This window comes from Paraburkholderia sp. PAMB 6770 (assembly GCF_057748135.1).
This window is the reverse complement of sequence record NZ_CM173238.1, coordinates 2,277,306-2,294,093: the sequence shown is the minus strand read 5'-3', so window position 1 is coordinate 2,294,093 and position 16,788 is coordinate 2,277,306. Positions and strand designations below refer to the sequence as shown.

The following is a 16,788-nucleotide window of genomic DNA, read 5'->3' as shown; positions in this document are numbered from 1 at the left end:
AGAGGCTTGAAGAGGCTTGAAGAGGCGTGAAGAGGCGTGAAGAGGCTTGAAGCGGCTTGAAGCGGCTTGAAGCGGCTTGAAGGGGCGGATTGAGGTCCGGGTAATACGATGCGCTGGGGGGTGTCAGGAATTCCGTGTTCAAGGCGGGGTTGAGAATCACACGGATGGCCGAACAAATCGATCCGCGTAGAGGATAGCGAATTGGTTCATGGCCGCTTTCCAGTCTTTTGCTGCGCGTCCCCAGTCGGCGGTGATATTCCGCAATGCCAGCCAGATGAGCTTGGTCGCGGCATCGTCGCTTGGGAAATGGCCGCGCGTCTTGATGATCTTGCGTAGTTGCGAGTTGACATTCTCGATGGCGTTCGTAGTGTATATAACCTTGCGAATGTCCGGGGGGAACGCGAAGAACGGAATCACGCGGTCCCAGGCGCTGCGCCAGGCAACACTGACTGTCGGGAATTTCTGACCCCACGGGCTTTCGGCAAAGGCATCGAGTTCGGCCTGCGCGGCTTCGGCGCTCGGCGCAGTGTAGATCGGCCGGATCGCGGCCGCCAGCGCCTTGCGGTCCTTCCAGCTCGCGTAGGCCAGGCTATTGCGAATCAGATGGACAATACAGGTTTGCAGCGTCGTTGCAGGAAACACAGCTGCCAGCGCCTCGGGCATGCCTTTGAGGCCGTCGGTCACGGCAATCAGAATGTCGCCAATGCCGCGCGTCTTCAAATCATTGAATACCTTCATCCAGAATTTGGCGCCTTCGGTGTTCTCGATCCACAAACCGAGAATGTCACGCGAACCATCGGGCAGCACGCCCAAGGCCAGATAGACAGCCTTGTTGCGGACCACGGCGTCTTCGCGGATCTTGACGCGCAAGGCGTCGAAGAACACGACCGGATACATCGGCTCAAGCGGTCGGCTTTGCCAGGCGGTGACTTCGGCCATGACTTCGTCGGTGACGGAGCTGATGAAGTCGGGCGAGACTTCGGTGCCGTATTGCTCAAGCAGGAAGCCCTGGATTTCCCGGACCGTCATGCCGCGGGCGTACATGGCGACGATCTTGTCGTCGAAGCCGGTGAAGCGTCGCTCGTGTTTGGGTATCAGGATCGGCTGGAAGCTACCGTCACGATCGCGCGGTACCTCGATACGGACAGGACCATGCTCGGTCAGAACCGTCTTGCCACCCCGGCCGTTACGCTGGTTGGTAACGTCGGCCGGCCTGGCCGCGCCAGTGGGATAACCGAGATGATGGTTCATCTCTCCGTTCAGCGCACGCTCGATCAGGGCCTTCTTGAAGGCCATCGTCGCAGCGCTAATGGTTTCGGCTGTCATCGGGCCGTTGCCGAACTGCTCAAGCAACTCGGCGGGAATCGCCGGCAGATCCGCCGGCTGGGCTTTAGGTTTGCGAGGCATAAACTCTCCTTGGGAGCATGTTATGCCTTAAACACGAAATTCCCGACAGGCCCATGCGCTGCGATGTTTCCTCCACACAGGACGCAAAACGCATTTACCTGCCCAGCCGCGCCAGTCGCTCGCTATCCCATTTCCGGTCGAGAATGGCCTGATACAGCAGGCCCAACGTGAGCGGCTCGCGTCTGAACGTGTGCGATTTTCTCATGATAAAGCGCTGAAAGAACGAATAAAGCAATCCTTCGCCTTCCATCAGGAAATAGCGGTGGAAATCGTAATCTCCGCCAGCCACTGGAAATGCTTCAAAAAAACTTGCCATAAACGCGCCCGCGTCGTCACCGGTCAGATTCAGGTCTTCATGTAATCGGGTCGATTGGGAGAGCGCGGCTGACCGGGACAAGCCCGCTTCGTTTCTGACGAAATGCTCAAAATTGGTCCATGAATATTCGGTCATTTCAGAAAATTCTATCTTCTGGTCGGGCGAGACGATTGTATGTCGTAACCGAATGGCGGCCAATCACGCAGGCGTCTTCGGCAAGCGACATTGCGCCAGATTCATACCGAAAGGCCGGCATGGACGGGTTCGTCCGCTGTCCCGGCCGCACGCCGCGCCGCTCCCCGGCGCTTCGCCCCCAGGCATCGCAAGCCGGCGGCCGCGATGTCGCAATTCGCCACATCGAAGTCGCGTCCGCGCAAAACCCCCTCATCCGATGCGCCGTTATTCCGCCTGCAGCCCCACGATCGCCGCGTCGCGCGATGCCGCGCGTCTTTCGTGCCGGGTCCCTCCATCTGGTCATCGGACGCGTCCGGCCACCCGTTATGGGCATCGTCATGCGAAAACTGTTCACCATCCGCGGCGGACTCGCTGCGACGATCGCCGGCTATACGCTGCTGCTCGTGCTGGTCGTCGGCGCGTGCGTTGCCGGCCTGTATGCGGGCAATGCATCGCTCGAAGCGATGTATCGCGACGACACCGCGTCGCTGCTGCACCTGAAGACGAGTTCCGAGCGCATGCTCGTGCTGCGCGAGCGCTTCGGCGACGTCGCGCAGCGCGTGAGCGCGGGGCAGCCCGCGAAAGCGGAGATCGCGCAACTGCATGCGTTGCTGCGGCAGAGCAACGACGAACTCGACGCGTACGCGCATCTGCACGGCCGCGCGCCGCAGGAGCAGGCGCTCTACGACACGCTGCACGCGAAGCGGGGCGCGCTGCTCGATCAGGTGTTCCTGAAAGCGCTGTCGCAACTCGATCACGATGACGGCTTCAATTTCCTCGACACGCTGCACGCGGCACCCCCTGCGCTTTTCGCCGCCTATCAGGATGCGATCGGCGCGCTCGAAAATTTTCAGGTCGCGCGCGAAAAGGCCCGCTACGACGCGGCCGCCGCGCGTTTTCACCGGATCGTCTGGGCGCTCGGCGCGGTGGCCGGCCTCGCGCTGGTCGTCGGCCTGTTCGCGCAGCGCGCGCTCGCGAAGGCGATCGTCGAGCCGATCGACGCGGCCGTCGATCACTTCGAGCGGATCGCGAAGGGCGACCTGACCGGCACCGTCGTGATCGCCCGCGAAAACGAAATGGCTTATCTGCTGAACGCGCTGCAGCAGATGCAGGCCGGTCTCACCGCGACGGTCAGGCAGGTGCGCGCGAGCACGGAGACGATCGTCGGCGACGTGCGGGCGATCGCGAGCGGCAACGTCGATCTGTCGGGACGCACCGAGCAGCAGGCGGTCTCGCTGCAGCAGGCGGCCGCGAGCGTCGAGCAGCTGACCGCGGCGGTGCGCCAGAACGCGGACAACGCGCGCGATGCGCGGACCTATGTCGAAGGCGCGGCCGGCATCGCGTCGCGCGGCGGCGAGGCGATGCAGCGCGTGGTGGCGACGATGTCGGCGATCGCGGAGAGTTCCGCGCGGATTTCCGGCATCGTCGGCGTGATCGAGAGCATCGCGTTCCAGACCAACATCCTCGCGCTGAACGCGGCCGTCGAGGCGGCGCGCGCCGGCGAGCAGGGCCGCGGCTTCGCGGTCGTCGCGACCGAGGTGCGCGCGCTCGCGCAGCGCAGCGCGGCCGCCGCGAAAGAGATCAAGGAACTGATCGGCGCGTCGGCCCGCCGCGTCGAGGACGGCAGCGGCCTCGTCGCGCAGGCGGGCTCGACGATGGACGAACTCGTCGAAGCCGTCGGACGCGTCAATACGATCATGGGCGAGATCAGCATCGCGTCCGACGAGCAGTCGTGCGGGATCGAGCAGGTCAACGTCACGGTCACGCAGATGGAGCAGACGATGCAGCGCAATGCCGCGCTCGTCGAGGAAGCGTCGGCTGTGGCGTTGTCGCTCGAAGAGCAGAGCACACGCCTCACCGCTGCGGTCGCGCAGTTCCGGCTGCGCGACCCCGCGCATGCGTGAGCGTCGCGCGCACTGGCGCGCGCGGCTAGCCGGGGCGGATCTCCGGTTCGACGAGCGCGATCAGCAGCGCAAGCGATTCCTGCCAGCCGAGATAGCAGGCCTCGGCCGGAATCGCCTCGGGCACGCCTTCCTGGACGATCTGCAACTCGGTGCCGCACGCCACCTCGCGCAGCGTGACCGTCACCTCCATCGTGCCGGGCAGGTTCGGGTCGTCGAAGCGATCGGTGTAGCGCAGCCGCGTGTGCGGCACGAGTTCGAGGTATTCGCCGCCGAACGCGTGGCTGTCTCCGGTCGTGAAGTTCGCAAACGACATCCGGTGATGGCCGCCGATGCGCGCGTCGAGCTGGTGGACCCGTGCGGTGAAGCCGTGCGGCGGCAGCCATTTGACGAGCGCATCGGCGTCCAGAAACGCCCGGTACAGGCGCTCGGGCGTCGTGCGGATCACGCGGTGAAGGCGGATCGTGTGGGCAGGCATGGGCATCTCCTGTGTCAGGGACCGGCTCGCCGGACGCGCCCGGATGGGAGCACGGATGCGGCGGGCCGCGACCGTCATCATGCCTGAGCGCGGCGGGCGCGATGTAAGGAACTGTTGAATACCGCACCGTGTGCCGCGCGGCCCGCGCGCAGGCTGTCGCAGGAGCGGCAGCGCGGCAAGGCGGCGCGATCTACGTGTTTCCTCTTCCTTCATACTGGCGACAGAGCGATCTATGATGAATCCAGCGCTTTCGGGGTAACCCGGGGATATGCTTTCCCGGGCCCTGCGGCCGGGGTGCCGGATTTTTGCTGCGTGCCGCCGCCGCGCGGGAGCCCGCGGGGCCGTTCGTCAGACGCTTTTCGACCGATTGCGCCACTGTTCCACAACAAGGAGAACGATATGGCTATTCGAAATGAAGGCGCTTTTCGCACGAAACTGACCACCGTTGTGCCGCTCGTCGCGCTCGCCGTGTCGGCCGGCCTCGTTCCCACCGCCGTCTACAGCCAGGGCGATACGATCAGGATCGGCGTGCCGGTTCCGCTGTCGGGCAGCTCGGCGAACGCCGGCACCGACATCCTGAACGGCGCGAAGCTCGCCGCCGAGAAGATCAATGCGGCGGGCGGCGTGCTCGGCAAGAAGATCGAACTGATCCCGGAAGACGATGCCTGCGATGCGCAGACCGCGGTGCAGGCCGCGCAGAAGCTGATCGACGCGGGCGTGGTCGCGGTGGCGGGCGGCTACTGTTCGAGCGCCGCGCTGCCCGAGTTGACGGCGTTCCACCGGGCGGGCATTCCCTATGTGCTCGACGCATCGACCAATCCGCAACTGACCGAGATGGGCTGGGACAACGTGTTCCGCACGATCGGACGCGACGACGAGCAGGGTCCGTTCGCCGCCAGCTTCATGAAGAATGTCCTGCACGCGAAGCGCGCGGCGGTGATCGACGACAACACGACGTATTCGAAGGGGCTCGCGCAGAACACCGTCGAGGCGCTGAAGAAGGACGGCGTCGATGTCGTGTACGCGAACTCGATCACGGCCGGGCAGATGGACTATTCGCCGACGCTCACGCGGGTGAACGCGCTCAAGCCCGACGTGATCTACTACACCGGCTACTTCGCCGAAGCGGGGCTGATGGTCAAGGAAGCGCGCCAGCTCGGCTACAAGGCGACTTTCATGGGCGGCGACGGCACCAACGATCCGACGCTGTTCAAGACGGCCGGCGCGGCCGCCGACGGGATGATCGTGACGACCGCGCCGCTCGCGCAGTTCCTGTCGAGCGCGCACGGCTTCGTCGACGGCTATACGAAAGCATATGGACAGGGCCCCGGGCCGTATTCGGTCTACGAATACGACGCGGTCGGCGTGACCGCGAAGGCGATCGAGGATGCGAAGTCCACGAAGCCGGCCGACGTCGTCGCCGCGCTGCATAAGATCCGCGACTACAAGGGCGTGACCGGGTCGATCGGCTTCAACGCGAAGGGCGACCGCAGCCACGCGGTGTACATCACGGTGATCGTGCGCAACGACGCGTTCCAGCCATACGAAATGCTGAACGACAGCGGGAAGTGGGTGGCGATGAAGTAGCGCGGGCAGTCCTCGTCCACGGGTTGCCGCCATGAGCACATTCTTCCAGTTCGTCGTCGAAGGGCTGACGATCGGCTCGTTCTACGCGCTCGTCGCCCTCGGCTACACGATGGTCTACGGGATCATCCGGCTGATCAACTTCGCGCACGGCGATCTCTTCATGGTCGGCGCGTTCCTCGGCTGGACCACGCTCGCCGCGCTGGCGGCCACGCATCTGCCGTGGCTCGTCGCGCTGGTCGCGGCGCTCGTCGTGTCGATGCTGGCGACGGGCCTGCTCGGTCTCGCGATCGAGCGGCTCGCGTACCAGCCGCTGCTGCGTGCCCCGCGGCTGTCGATCCTGATCACCGCGCTCGGTGTGTCGCTCGCGCTCGAAAACGGCGTGCTGCTGCTGTACGGCGCCGGCTTCAAGACCTACCCGCACCTGCTCACGCAAGCGGGTTTTTTCATCGGCGGCGTGCAGATCACGTATGCGCAGGTCGGGATCGTCGGCGCGAGCTTCGCGCTGATGTTCGCGCTCTACTTCTTCGTGCATCACACGTTCATTGGCACCGCGATGCGCGCGCTCGCGATCGACCAGGACGCCGCGCGCCTGATGGGCATCGAGGTCGAGCGGCTGATCCAGCTGACGTTCTTCGTCGGCTCGGCGCTCGCGGCGGTGGCCGGCGTGATGGAGGGGCTTTACTACACGCAGATCAACTTCTTCATGGGCTTCGTGCTGGGACTGCGCGCGTTTACCGCCGCGGTGCTCGGCGGGATCGGCAATATTCCGGGGGCGATGGCGGGCGGCATCCTGATCGGGCTGCTCGAAGCGTTCGGCGCGGGCTATGTGTCGTCGCAATGGACCGACGTGTTCGTGTTCGGCGTGCTGATCGCCGTGCTCGTCGTGAAGCCGACCGGGCTGTTCGGCGAACGCGTGGTCGAGAGGATGTAGCCGGTGCGCGCGCTCGCCCCCTCGTCCGCCGTGCCGCGCCGCGTCGCCGGCTTCGGGCTGTTTGCCGCGGCGGCCGCGCTGCCGGCGGTCGCGAGCAACTACATCGTCGACGTGGCGCTCACGATCGTCACGTACTCGATCCTCGGGCTCGGGCTGAACATCGTGGTCGGCTATGCGGGGCTGCTCGACCTCGGCTACGCGGCGTTCTTCGCGATCGGCGCCTACACGACCGCGATGATGGAGACGCTGCTGCATCTGTCGTTCTGGGAGACCTTGCCGTTCAGCCTCGTGTTCGCGGGCGCCTCGGGCATCGTGATCGGCTATCCGACGCTGCGGCTGCGCAGCGACTATCTGGCGATCGTCACGCTCGGCTTCGGCGAGATCGTGCGCATCATCGCCACCAACCTCGACATCACCGGCGGGCCGAACGGCATCTACGGGATCGCGAGTCCGAGCCTGTTCGGCTATGAGATCGCATCGCCGCGCGCGGTCTACGAACTCGGCATCGTGTTCGTCGGCTGCGTGCTGGTGTTTGCGATCCGTCTCGGCCAGTCGCGCCTCGGCCGCGCGTGGACCAGCATCCGCGAGGACGAGTCGGCCGCCGAGGCGGTCGGCGTGCCGACGCTGCGCACGAAGCTGCTCGCATACGTGATGGGCGCGCTGATCGGCGGGCTCGGCGGGAGCCTGTTCGCCGCGCGTTTCGGCACGATCGACCCGACCGGCTTCACGTACCTGCAGTCGGTGACGATCCTGATCATCGTCGTGCTCGGCGGGCGCGGCAGCATTCCCGGCGTGCTGATCGGCGCGGTGATCGTCGCCGGGCTGCCGGAGATGCTGCGCTTTCTGAGCCTGTGGCGCATCTTCGGCTTCGCGATCGCGCTGGTGATCCTGATGTTGTTGCGTCCGCAAGGATTGTGGCCCGCATCGCCGCGCCGCGCCGTGCCGCCGCGCGCGGCGGACGACGAGGCCGGCGCCGCGCCGGTGCGCGCGGTCGTGCCCGGCGAGATGCTGCTCGACGTGCGCCACATCGAGCGGCGCTTCGGCGGAGTGCGCGCGGTGGCGGACGTGTCGTTCACGGTGACGGCCGGCGAGATCCTGAGCATCATCGGGCCGAACGGCGCGGGCAAGACCACCGTGTTCAACTGCCTGACGGGCGTGATCCGGCTCACCGGCGGCGAGGTGCGCTGGCTCGGCGTGCCGCTCGCGGGCGGCGCGCCGCACCGCATCGTCCATCGCGGGATTGCGCGCACGTTTCAGGGCATCCGGCTGTTCGGCGACATGACGGCGTTCGAGAACGTGCTGGTCGGCATGGACCATCGCTTCCGCGCGCCGGTCGTCGCCGAGCTGGCGGGGCTGCCGTCCGCGCGCGCGGAGACGGCGCGGCATGCGGCCGACGGGCTCGCGTGGCTCGACTTCGTCGGACTGCGCGCGCGCGCGTGGGAGCGCGCGGCGGACCTGCCATATGGGGATCAGCGGCGGCTCGAAATCGCCCGCGCGCTCGCGAGCCATCCGCGCCTGCTGCTGCTCGACGAGCCGGCGGCCGGGATGAATCCGACCGAGAAACAGGCGCTGATGGAGCTGATCCGCCGCATTCGGGCGCACGGTGTGACGGTGCTGCTGATCGAGCACGACATGATGCTGGTGATGGGCGTGTCCGACCGCATCGTCGTGATGGATCACGGAGTGGTCATCGCCGAGGGGGAGCCTGCGCGCATCCAGGCCGATCCGCGCGTGATCGACGCGTATCTGGGCACGGCCGACACCGACGAGACGGCCGACGACGGCAAGGCCGGGGAGGCGTCGCTGTGGGACTCCTGAGCATTCGCGATCTGCACGTGAACTACGGCAAGGTCGAGGTGCTGCACGGCATCTCGCTGGAGGTCGGCGAGGGCGAGATCGTCGCGCTGCTCGGCAGCAACGGCGCCGGCAAGACGACGACGCTGCGGGCGATTTCAGGGCTGATCCGGCCGCGCGCCGGTGAGATCGCACTCGACGGGCAGGTCGTGAACGGCTGGCCCGCGCACCGCATCGTGCCGCTCGGGCTCGGGCACGTGCCGGAGGGGCGGCGCATCTTCAGCGCGCTGACGGTCGAGGAGAACCTGCGGCTCGGCGGCTATCTGATCCGGCGCGACGCGGCCGTGCTCGACGCGCGCATGACGGCGCTGTACGAGACGTTTCCGCGTCTGCTCGAACGCCGCAGCCAGCTCGCGGGGACGCTGAGCGGCGGCGAGCAGCAGATGCTCGCGATCGCGCGCACGCTGATGCTCAAGCCGCGCCTCGTCGTGCTCGACGAGCCGTCGATGGGGCTCGCGCCGAAGCTCGTGCGCGCGATCTTCGGCATGATCGGGCAGATCAGCCGCGAGGGGACGTCCATTCTCGTGGTCGAGCAGAACGCGCGCCAGGCGCTGAAGATCGCGTCGCGTGCATACGTGCTCGAAAGCGGCCGCATCGCGCTGAGCGGCCCCGCGCAGACGCTGATGAAGGACAGCCGCGTGCAGGCGGCGTATCTGGGCGGCAGCGGAGCGGGCCTGGCTCGATAGCGCTGGCAATGGCGCTGGCAATGGCGGGCGCGGTGCGTGCGCAACGCCGCTAGAGCAGCCACTCGACCGAATGCAGCAGCCGTCGCATCTGGGGCGTCGCGGCATCGATGCTCGCGCGGATCGTTCCGATCAGGCAGTCGATGAAGCATGCGGCCGCGGCGCTCAAACGGATCGCCCGCTGCGTCGCGGCCTGTGCGGTCCGCCGGCGAGCGCATCCAGCGACGGCGGCCGCGCGTCGAGCGGCGTTGCTGCCTCGGCGACGCCGCCGCCCCCCGCGAACGCACGACGCCATGCAAGCGGCGTCGTCTGCCTGAGCGCGCGAAATTGCCGGTTGAAGTTCGCGACGTTCGGGAAGCCGGCGCGCGATGCGATCACCGAGACGGGCCACGTCGTGTCGGCGAGCATCCGGCATGCGTGGCCGATCCGCACGCGCGTCAGGTACTGCCCGACGCTTTCGCCGAGGTGCCGCACGAAGTAGCGGTTCAGCGTGCGTTCGGACAGGCGCGCCGCCTCGGCCAGTTCGCGCAGCGTGACGCGTTGCGCGAAGCGGGCGTCGATCACGGCGAGCGCGCGGTCGATGCGCTCCGGCTCGTGCCCGGACGGCCGCCCGGTGTGCACGTCGTCGAACGCGGCGGGCGACGCGAGCGGCGTGGCGTCGCAGTCCGCGAGTGCGCACAGGAGGTCGAGTGCCGCGCCGAGCCGCGCGCGCGGCGCCGGCGACAGCAGCGCATCGAGCCGCTGCGCGGTCCCCGCGCCCACCTCGGGCGCGAACGCGAGCCCGCACGCGGCGCGCCGCAGCAACTTGCGCAGCGCCTCGTATTCCGCGCAGCAGTCGGCGATGCGCCGCGCCCAGTCGCCGTCGAACCAGACGACGACAGCCACCTGCGGCGCGAGCGCGTCGATCGAGCGGTTCGACGACCACGTATGCGGCAAGTCCGGCGGCACGAGCACGAGGTCGTGATGCCCGTAGTGGCCGATCGAATCGCCGATATAGCGCTTGCCGCGGCTGTTCAGCGTGAGCGTCAGCTCGTACTCGGGATGGCGGTGCCACTCGAACGGAATGCGCGGCAGCTTGCGGTGGAACACACGGATCGAGCAGCCGGCGTCCATCGTCACGTGTTCGTACGCGGGTTTCATTGTCTGAATGCGCAAAAAGGCTGTCCGGATTGTATCGCTTCGGATGCGCGCGCGGCGCTAACCTGTGGGCACTTTCACTCACCCGGAGACCGACGTTGGACGCCTTGCACATCGAAGACCTGCCCGCGGCGATTCGCGCCGCGAAGCGCCAGTTGCGGCAGAACCTGCCGCATTATCGCGAGGTATTCCGCGACGTCGAGGACGATATCCGTCGCCAGGCGGCGCACATCGTCGCGCAGCGGCAGCGCGGCGAGGCGGTGATCCCGGAGATCGCCTATGCGGACATCGCCGGCCAGTGCGTGAGCGACGCGGCGATCGCGGCGCTCAGGACGCGCGGCGCGTGCGTCGTGCGCGGCGTGTTCGATGCGTCGCGCGCGGCCGCGTGGGACGACGCGATCGCGCAGTACGTCGACCGCAATCGCCTCGACGAAAAGCTGGCGCGCCGCGCCGAAGACCGCTATTTCGGCAACCTCGCGTCCGGCAAGCCGCAGATCTACGGCATCTACTGGTCGCCGCCGCAGGTGGAGGCCCGCCAGTCGCCCGAACTCACGCTGACGCGCATCTTCCTGAACCGCCTGTGGAAGTGGCAAAGCGAAGGGCGCACGCACTTCGACCCGGACCGCGTGAGCGTGTACGCGGACCGCCTGCGGCGCAGGCCGCCCGGCTCCGCGTCGCTCGGACTGTCCGCGCATTGCGACGGCGGCTCGGTCGAGCGCTGGCTCGACGACGGCTTCCGGCGCGTCTACCGGCACGTGTTCAGCGGCGACTGGCGTCGCTACGACGCGTTCGACGCGGCCTATCGTCCCGCGGCGCGCGAGATCGCGTCGCCCGCCGTGTGCTCGATGTTCCGCACCTTCCAGGGATGGACCGCGCTCACCCCGCAGGGTCCGGGCGACGGCACGCTGCAACTGGTGCCGATGGCGAACGCGATGGTCTATGTGCTGCTGCGTGCGCTGCAGGACGACGTCGCCGACGACGACCTGTGCGGCGCGCGGCCCGGCCGCGCGCTGTCGATCAGTCCGCGCTGGCATGCGCCGCTGCACGACGCGCTATCGTCGATTCCGCCGATGCAGCCAGGCGACGCGGTGTTCTGGCACAGCGACGTGATTCATGCGGTCGAGGACGCGCATCGCGGCGCCGGCTACAGCAACGTGATGTACATTGCGGCCGCGCCGGGCTGCGCGAAGAACGACGCTTATCTGAAGCGTCAGTGGCCGGCTTTCCTGAGCGGCGAGAGCCCGCCGGATTTTCCCGCGGATCACTTCGAAACCGGCTTCAGCGGCCGCGCGGGCGAAGCGGATCTGAGCGCGGCCGGCCGGCGGCAGCTCGGCTGCGACCGGTAGCGGGAGGGGGCAGGGCGTTCCGCGCGCCGTGCGCACGGCGCGCGGAATGCCTTGACGCACGGAGTCGGAATGATAGACTCCGCACCTGGAGATGGCATTCTCCCTTAACCGCTCGTTCCGAGCCGATGATGCCTACAACCCGTCACGCGAGCACGCCTTTGTGCGCGGCTCGCGCCGCACGTGTTTCTTTCTGGGGCATCGTCATGTATCTCTCGATTCTTGCTGTCGCAACGGGCGGCGCATTGGGCTCGTTGCTGCGCTGGGCGCTCGGATTGCGGCTCAACGGCCTGTTTCCCGACCTTCCGCCTGGCACGCTCGCGGCCAATCTCATCGCAGGTTATGTGATCGGCGTCGCGGTCGCGTTCTTCGCGCGGCTGCCGGAGCTGCCGGGCGCGTGGCGGCTGTTCGTCATCACCGGGCTGATGGGCGGTCTGTCGACTTTCTCGACGTTTTCCGCGGAAGTCGTGGCCGATCTGCAGCAGGGCCGCTTCGGCTGGGCGGCGTGCGAGATCGTCGTCCATGTCGGTGCGTCGCTGCTGATGACGACGCTCGGCATCGCGACAGTGAGCGCGGTCGCGCGCGTCGCGCTCGCGTAGCGCGCGTGATGCGTGCGATGCGCATCATGCGTGGCGGCGCCGCACGCGGGCGCGTCTAGCCGGCGATCAGACCGCGCGCCGCGAGGCTGCGGTACAGCGCGCGTACGCCGAAGGTCCACGGTGCGATCCCGGTGGAGAGGCCCACGGTGTTGACGAGCGCGCCGAGCGACGGCGTCGAGATCGTCACGACGTCGCCCAGATGATGCGTGAAGCGGCCGCCTTCGCTGTCGCGGTCCTTGACCGGCGAGAACATCGTGCCGAGAAACAGCATGAAGCCGTCCGGGTACTGGTGATGCGGGCCGCAGGTCTGACTGACGAGCTCGAGCGGATCGCGACTGATCTCGGCCATGTGGCTCACGCCTTCGAGCACGAAGCCGTCCGCGCCTTCGATGCGCAGCGACACGCTCGCCGCGCGCACCGTGTCGAGCGTGAAGGCGTCGTCGAACAGCTGCACGAAAGGTCCGATCGCGCACGAGCCGTTGTTGTCTTTCTCGATAGCCGTCGGGAGCGGCGCATCGCGACGGGCATCGCGCGCATTGCGAGCCGGATCGCGCAGACGCTGTAACGTGCGATGTGCCGCAGCGCCGCCGCCGTTATCGCGCATCGTCGATGCCGCGCGGACCTTAAAAGAATCTTCACCGGCGCGACGCGTGTGCGACAGTCCCGCCCCCCTACGCTAGCCACGCAGTCCTGACCTTTCCCCTGCCGCCGTCCCGCGTCAGACTGCCTCGCACCGTTGATCCGGTGCGAGCGGGACGCCCTGGAGGAAGACATTCATGAAACGCTGCTTCAGATTGATCGTGCCCGCCGCGCTGGCGGTGCTGAGCGCATCGGCGCTCGCTTCGACCACGCTCACGCCCGCCGAGTGCCACGCGTACCCGTTTGCGCCGGCTCACGGCGTGGTGACGCACCGGGACCTGATGCGCGAGCTGACCGAACTGGAGTCGGTCGGTTATCGGCCCGCAATCGACAACTACTCGCCGGACCTCGACGATGCGCGCGCCCGTCTGATCGAAAAATATCGTTCGGATTGCAGATTATCTGGCGATGCGGCCCTGTCGCCGGGACTGGGCAGCTGAGCGTGCGCGCATGCTTCGGCTCCGCCTGCGCCGGATGATCCGCCTGTCCGTCATGTGGCGTGCGACGCCGCGCGCGGCGCGCACGGTCCACGACGGCCGGTTGCCGTGCGGCGTCGCCGTGCACGCTGCACGCTGGCGCACGAGCCGATAAAATAGCGGGCAGTCCTCCATTGCCGGCCCGCCATGCACTCGCACGAATCCGTCCCGCAGCTCGATCTGATCCCCGCCGGCGCGCTCGGCGATCATCTTCCGGCGCATGTGATTGCGCATTTGCCGGCCGAAGGCGTCGCGGTCTTCAGCGTCAGCGACGACGCGTCGGATACCGCCGCCTTCAGTGCGCGCTACGGCTTCGGCCTCGAAGACTGCGCGAACACAATTGTGATCCGCTATCGGAAAGACGGGGCCGAGCAGTACGCTGCCATCGTCACGCTCGGTGCGCTGCGGCTCGACATCAACGGCGCGGTGAAGACGCATCTCGGCGCGCAACGGCTGTCGTTCGCGAAGCGCGAGCTGGCGGTCGAGCAAAGCGGGATGGAGTTTGGCGGGATCACCGCATTTGGCGTGCCGGCCGACTGGCGCATCCTGGTCGACGCGGCCGTGATGGCGCGCCGCCAGGTCGTGATGGGCGCCGGGGTGCGCGTCGCGAAACTGCTGCTCGACCCGGCGTTGCTGCGCGCGCTGGCGAACTGCGAGGTCGCGGCGCTGACGTTGCCGGCGGACTGAACGACGCCGTGCGTTTTCTGGCCGGCGCCTGATCACAGGGTTGGAGTTGCGCGCCGCGTGCGGACGCGCTGCGCCCACACGGAGAGCACCCTAAAACGGTATATACTGTTTATACCGTTTAAGAAAGGGAGCATGTGATGAACGAACCGGGCGTCAGGAAGCCGACCCGCAAGGCCTTCCATTTTCCGAAGAGCGCGTCCGCCGACGGTGCCGACGCCGCGGCCGCCGCACCGCAGGCGGTGCGCGGCCGGGCTGCGGCCCGAGCGAAGCCCCAGGCCGATGCGAAAGCCGACGCGTCCCCGAAGACGAACGCAAAGACAGTCGCAAAGACGAACGCAAAGACGGGCGCAAAGACGGGCGCAAAGGCGAAAGCCGACGCGCGCGTGACGGCGACCCCGGCGCGCAAGCCCCGCGCCGCAGCCGCAGCCGCAGCCGATCCGGCAGCGGTGGAGACGAGCGTTGCGGCACCGGCCCCAGTCGCGGCGGACGGCAAGGCGTCTCGCGCGAGAAAGGACGTCGCAAAGAAAGGCGCGGTGAAGAAGGAAACCGTGAAAAAGAATGCGCCGAAGAAAGACGCATTGAAGAAGGAAAAGGTCGTGCGCGACAGCTTCACGATGCCGAAGTCCGACTATGCGAAGATTGCCATGCTGAAGCAGAAAGGCCTGCAGGCAGGGCTCGAAGTGAAGAAGAGCGAGGTGCTGCGGGCGGGACTGCTGCTGCTCGAACGTGCGTCGAGCGAGGATTTTCTCGCAGCAGTCGCGGCGGTGGAAACCGTCAAGACCGGCCGTCCCGCGAAGGACTAGAGCGCGCATCGGCGCGCACGGGCACGCGTGCCGGTGTCGCGGGCCGGGATCGGGCGGACGGCGCAGCGCCTGTCGTGGTTGTCGTGCGTATGATGTCCGCGCAACCCGCGCAACCCGCGCAACCCGCGCAACCCGCGCAACCCGCGCAACCCGCATGGCCGCGCGGGCAGTCACCTTGCCCGCGGCGCGTTCAGCCGCGCGTGCCGCGCGCGATATCGTCGCCGGCCTGCGGCGGCAGGCGGCGCGTGACCGGAATCGAGGCGAACGAGCACAGGCCGACCACGAGGAACGCGGGCCAGAAATCGCTCCATGCGATCTGGGCATGTCCGTGCAGCGTCTGCGAGAGTTGCAGCACGATTCCGCCGATCGTCACGCCGAGGCCGAGCGACATCTGCTGCACGACGCTGCCGAGGCTCGTGGCGCGGCCCACGTCGCGGCTGTCGATGTCCGCGTAGATCAGCGAGTTCAGGCTGGTGAACTGCAGCGCCGGGAAAAAGCCGCCGAGCAGCACGATGAGCCAGATCCACCACGTCGGCGTGCCGGGGAAGAAGGTGCCGCAGATCGCGATCGAGAGGCCCGACAGCGCCGCGTTGACGATCAGCACCTGGCGAAAGCCGAAGCGGCGCAGCACCGTGGACGCGAGCGTGCGCATGAACATGCCGCCGAAGGCGGACGCGCAGGTGATCAGGCCCGACTCGAACGCCGTTCGTCCGAGCCCTTCCTGCAGCAGCAGCGGCAGCAGGAACGGCAGCGCGCCGAGCCCGATGCGAAACAGCGAACCGCCGAGCACGCTCGCCTGATACGTGGCGACGCGCAGGAAGCGCAGATCGAGCAGCGGCCGCTCGATGCGCAGCGCGTAGGGCACGTAGATCGCGAGCAGCACCGCGCCGAGTCCGCACAGCGCGAGCGCGTTGCCGTTCGATCCGGTCTTGCCGCCCACCAGCGACAGGCCCAGCAGGAACAGCGCCGCGCCGCCGGCCGACAGCACGAAGCCGATCCAGTCGAGCGGCCCCGGATGCGGCTCGCGCGAGTTGGCGATGTGGCGGTTGGTGAGCCAGATGCCGAGCAGCCCCACCGGCACGTTGATGAAGAAGATCAGCCGCCAGTGCAGGTACGTCGTGATGAAGCCGCCGAGCAGCGGCCCCGCGGCCGGCCCGAGCATGGCCGGCACGCTCAGGTAGTTCATCGCGCGGATGAACTCGGACTTCGGCACGACCCGGAAGATGATGATCCGCCCGACGGGCACCATCATCGCACCGCCGACGCCCTGCACGAAGCGCGCAAGCGTGAACGTGACGAGCGAGCCGGACGCCGCGCACAGCAGCGAGCCGGCGACGAAGATGCCGATGGCCGTGCGGAACACCGAGCGCGCGCCGAAGCGGTCCGCGAACCAGCCGCACACGGGGATGAACACGCCGAGTCCGACCACGTAGCTCGTCACCGCGATCTTCAGCGTGACGGGATCGCGCCCGAAGTCGCGCGCCATGGCGGGCAGCGCGGTGACGATCACGTTTCCGTCGACGCTTTCCATGAACATCGCGCACGCGACGATGAGCGGGGGGAGAAGCGCTTTCGGGACGGAGAACATGAGGGCAGTGGCTACGTCAACGCGGCGAAGCTGCGATTATGGCATCGCTCGTGCGATGACGTGTCGCTCGCCGGCGACGGTGCCGACGATTTACGCATCGCGCGCTGCCCGGACAGGCAGCGGCGCCGGACCGGCCGCACTCTGGCACACTTGCCGACACACGGATACCCGGAGGGCGCTGGTGT

General features: G+C 67.5%; 16 protein-coding genes, 1 pseudogene and 1 riboswitch. Of the genes and pseudogenes, 10 read left to right on the top strand and 7 right to left on the bottom strand.

Annotated elements, in window-relative coordinates; all coding sequences use genetic code 11:
- Window positions 1-156: 156 nt before the first annotated feature.
- Both AC3AP7_RS10370 and AC3AP7_RS10365 read right to left on the bottom strand, forming a co-directional pair.
- Window positions 157-1,407, bottom strand: coding sequence for an IS256 family transposase (locus tag AC3AP7_RS10370; protein ID WP_475763347.1), 1,251 nt, complete (start codon window positions 1,405-1,407; stop codon window positions 157-159).
- Between the two features lie 94 nt (window positions 1,408-1,501).
- Window positions 1,502-1,858, bottom strand: coding sequence for a DUF1493 family protein (locus tag AC3AP7_RS10365; RefSeq protein WP_475763349.1), 357 nt, complete (start codon window positions 1,856-1,858; stop codon window positions 1,502-1,504).
- 377 nt (window positions 1,859-2,235) lie between these two features.
- Between AC3AP7_RS10365 and AC3AP7_RS10360 the strand changes: the two genes are divergently transcribed.
- Window positions 2,236-3,801 carry a methyl-accepting chemotaxis protein gene (locus AC3AP7_RS10360; protein WP_475763351.1) on the top strand — a complete coding sequence of 522 codons (1,566 nt, stop codon included), beginning with the start codon at window positions 2,236-2,238 and terminating at the stop codon, window positions 3,799-3,801.
- A gap of 25 nt (window positions 3,802-3,826) precedes the next feature.
- On the opposite strand, the gene AC3AP7_RS10355 is transcribed toward AC3AP7_RS10360, so the two are convergent.
- On the bottom strand, window positions 3,827-4,276 hold the full coding sequence (locus AC3AP7_RS10355) for an SRPBCC family protein (protein WP_475763353.1): 450 nt from the start codon (window positions 4,274-4,276) through the stop codon (window positions 3,827-3,829).
- A gap of 399 nt (window positions 4,277-4,675) precedes the next feature.
- Here AC3AP7_RS10355 and AC3AP7_RS10350 point away from each other — a divergent pair, with 399 nt between their 5' ends.
- The 4 genes from AC3AP7_RS10350 to AC3AP7_RS10335 are packed head-to-tail and all read left to right on the top strand — an operon-like array spanning window position 4,676 to window position 9,334.
- Complete coding sequence (locus tag AC3AP7_RS10350) at window positions 4,676-5,863, top strand: branched-chain amino acid ABC transporter substrate-binding protein (protein ID WP_475763355.1); 1,188 nt, start codon at window positions 4,676-4,678, stop codon at window positions 5,861-5,863.
- Between the two features lie 31 nt (window positions 5,864-5,894).
- Window positions 5,895-6,794, top strand: coding sequence for a branched-chain amino acid ABC transporter permease (locus AC3AP7_RS10345; RefSeq protein WP_475763357.1), 900 nt, complete (start codon window positions 5,895-5,897; stop codon window positions 6,792-6,794).
- Between the two features lie 3 nt (window positions 6,795-6,797).
- Window positions 6,798-8,612 carry a branched-chain amino acid ABC transporter ATP-binding protein/permease gene (locus tag AC3AP7_RS10340; RefSeq protein WP_475763359.1) on the top strand — a complete coding sequence of 605 codons (1,815 nt, stop codon included), beginning with the start codon at window positions 6,798-6,800 and terminating at the stop codon, window positions 8,610-8,612.
- On the top strand, window positions 8,600-9,334 hold the full coding sequence (locus AC3AP7_RS10335; RefSeq protein ID WP_475763361.1) for an ABC transporter ATP-binding protein: 735 nt from the start codon (window positions 8,600-8,602) through the stop codon (window positions 9,332-9,334). The genes AC3AP7_RS10340 and AC3AP7_RS10335 overlap by 13 nt, the downstream gene beginning before the upstream one ends.
- 162 nt (window positions 9,335-9,496) lie before the next feature.
- On the opposite strand, the gene AC3AP7_RS10330 is transcribed toward AC3AP7_RS10335, so the two are convergent.
- Entirely contained in the window at window positions 9,497-10,471 is a 975-nt protein-coding gene (locus tag AC3AP7_RS10330; RefSeq protein WP_475763363.1) for a cupin domain-containing protein, read from the bottom strand.
- A 95-nt stretch (window positions 10,472-10,566) separates the two neighbouring features.
- Here AC3AP7_RS10330 and AC3AP7_RS10325 point away from each other — a divergent pair, with 95 nt between their 5' ends.
- Together AC3AP7_RS10325 and crcB are read left to right on the top strand one after the other, a co-directional pair.
- Window positions 10,567-11,814, top strand: coding sequence for a DUF1479 domain-containing protein (locus AC3AP7_RS10325; RefSeq protein WP_475763365.1), 1,248 nt, complete (start codon window positions 10,567-10,569; stop codon window positions 11,812-11,814).
- A 78-nt stretch (window positions 11,815-11,892) separates the two neighbouring features.
- Window positions 11,893-11,956: riboswitch (Fluoride riboswitch) on the top strand.
- Window positions 11,957-12,017: 61 nt separating this feature from the next.
- Entirely contained in the window at window positions 12,018-12,410 is a 393-nt protein-coding gene (gene crcB / locus AC3AP7_RS10320) for a fluoride efflux transporter CrcB (protein WP_475763367.1), read from the top strand.
- 55 nt (window positions 12,411-12,465) lie between these two features.
- On the opposite strand, the pseudogene AC3AP7_RS10315 reads toward crcB, so the two are convergent.
- Window positions 12,466-12,903: pseudogene (locus tag AC3AP7_RS10315) on the bottom strand (fumarylacetoacetate hydrolase); the annotation flags it as partial.
- Window positions 12,904-13,186: 283 nt separating this feature from the next.
- On the opposite strand from AC3AP7_RS10315, the gene AC3AP7_RS10310 reads away from it, so the two are divergent.
- Window positions 13,187-13,489 carry a DUF4148 domain-containing protein gene (locus AC3AP7_RS10310; protein WP_475763369.1) on the top strand — a complete coding sequence of 101 codons (303 nt, stop codon included), beginning with the start codon at window positions 13,187-13,189 and terminating at the stop codon, window positions 13,487-13,489.
- Window positions 13,490-13,672: 183 nt separating this feature from the next.
- A complete protein-coding gene (locus tag AC3AP7_RS10305) occupies window positions 13,673-14,212 on the top strand; it encodes a YbaK/EbsC family protein (RefSeq protein ID WP_475763371.1) in 540 nt (179 codons plus the stop codon).
- A gap of 118 nt (window positions 14,213-14,330) precedes the next feature.
- On the opposite strand, the gene AC3AP7_RS10300 is transcribed toward AC3AP7_RS10305, so the two are convergent.
- Window positions 14,331-14,825: a hypothetical protein gene (locus tag AC3AP7_RS10300; RefSeq protein ID WP_475763373.1), complete on the bottom strand. Its 495-nt coding sequence runs from the start codon at window positions 14,823-14,825 to the stop codon at window positions 14,331-14,333.
- Between AC3AP7_RS10300 and AC3AP7_RS10295 the strand changes: the two genes are divergently transcribed.
- Window positions 14,809-15,015 (top strand): hypothetical protein, encoded by a 207-nt coding sequence (locus tag AC3AP7_RS10295; RefSeq protein WP_475763375.1) that lies wholly within the window; start codon window positions 14,809-14,811, stop codon window positions 15,013-15,015. The genes AC3AP7_RS10300 and AC3AP7_RS10295 overlap by 17 nt on opposite strands.
- 190 nt (window positions 15,016-15,205) lie before the next feature.
- Here the strand turns inward: AC3AP7_RS10295 and AC3AP7_RS10290 are convergent, their stop codons facing one another.
- A complete protein-coding gene (locus AC3AP7_RS10290; protein WP_475767987.1) occupies window positions 15,206-16,552 on the bottom strand; it encodes an MFS transporter in 1,347 nt (448 codons plus the stop codon).
- Window positions 16,553-16,788: the final 236 nt, after the last annotated feature.

Bases quoted from the DNA above. Each gene is read 5' to 3' on its own strand.
- AC3AP7_RS10370 (WP_475763347.1), bottom strand. From the start codon at position 1,407: ATGCCTCGCAAACCTAAAGCCCAGCCGGCGGATCTGCCGGCGATTCCC.
- AC3AP7_RS10365 (WP_475763349.1), bottom strand. From the start codon at position 1,858: ATGACCGAATATTCATGGACCAATTTTGAGCATTTCGTCAGAAACGAA.
- AC3AP7_RS10360 (WP_475763351.1), top strand. From the start codon at position 2,236: ATGCGAAAACTGTTCACCATCCGCGGCGGACTCGCTGCGACGATCGCC.
- AC3AP7_RS10355 (WP_475763353.1), bottom strand. From the start codon at position 4,276: ATGCCTGCCCACACGATCCGCCTTCACCGCGTGATCCGCACGACGCCC.
- AC3AP7_RS10350 (WP_475763355.1), top strand. From the start codon at position 4,676: ATGGCTATTCGAAATGAAGGCGCTTTTCGCACGAAACTGACCACCGTT.
- AC3AP7_RS10345 (WP_475763357.1), top strand. From the start codon at position 5,895: ATGAGCACATTCTTCCAGTTCGTCGTCGAAGGGCTGACGATCGGCTCG.
- AC3AP7_RS10330 (WP_475763363.1), bottom strand. From the start codon at position 10,471: ATGAAACCCGCGTACGAACACGTGACGATGGACGCCGGCTGCTCGATC.
- crcB (WP_475763367.1), top strand. From the start codon at position 12,018: ATGTATCTCTCGATTCTTGCTGTCGCAACGGGCGGCGCATTGGGCTCG.
- AC3AP7_RS10310 (WP_475763369.1), top strand. From the start codon at position 13,187: ATGAAACGCTGCTTCAGATTGATCGTGCCCGCCGCGCTGGCGGTGCTG.
- AC3AP7_RS10305 (WP_475763371.1), top strand. From the start codon at position 13,673: ATGCACTCGCACGAATCCGTCCCGCAGCTCGATCTGATCCCCGCCGGC.
- AC3AP7_RS10290 (WP_475767987.1), bottom strand. From the start codon at position 16,552: ATGTTCATGGAAAGCGTCGACGGAAACGTGATCGTCACCGCGCTGCCC.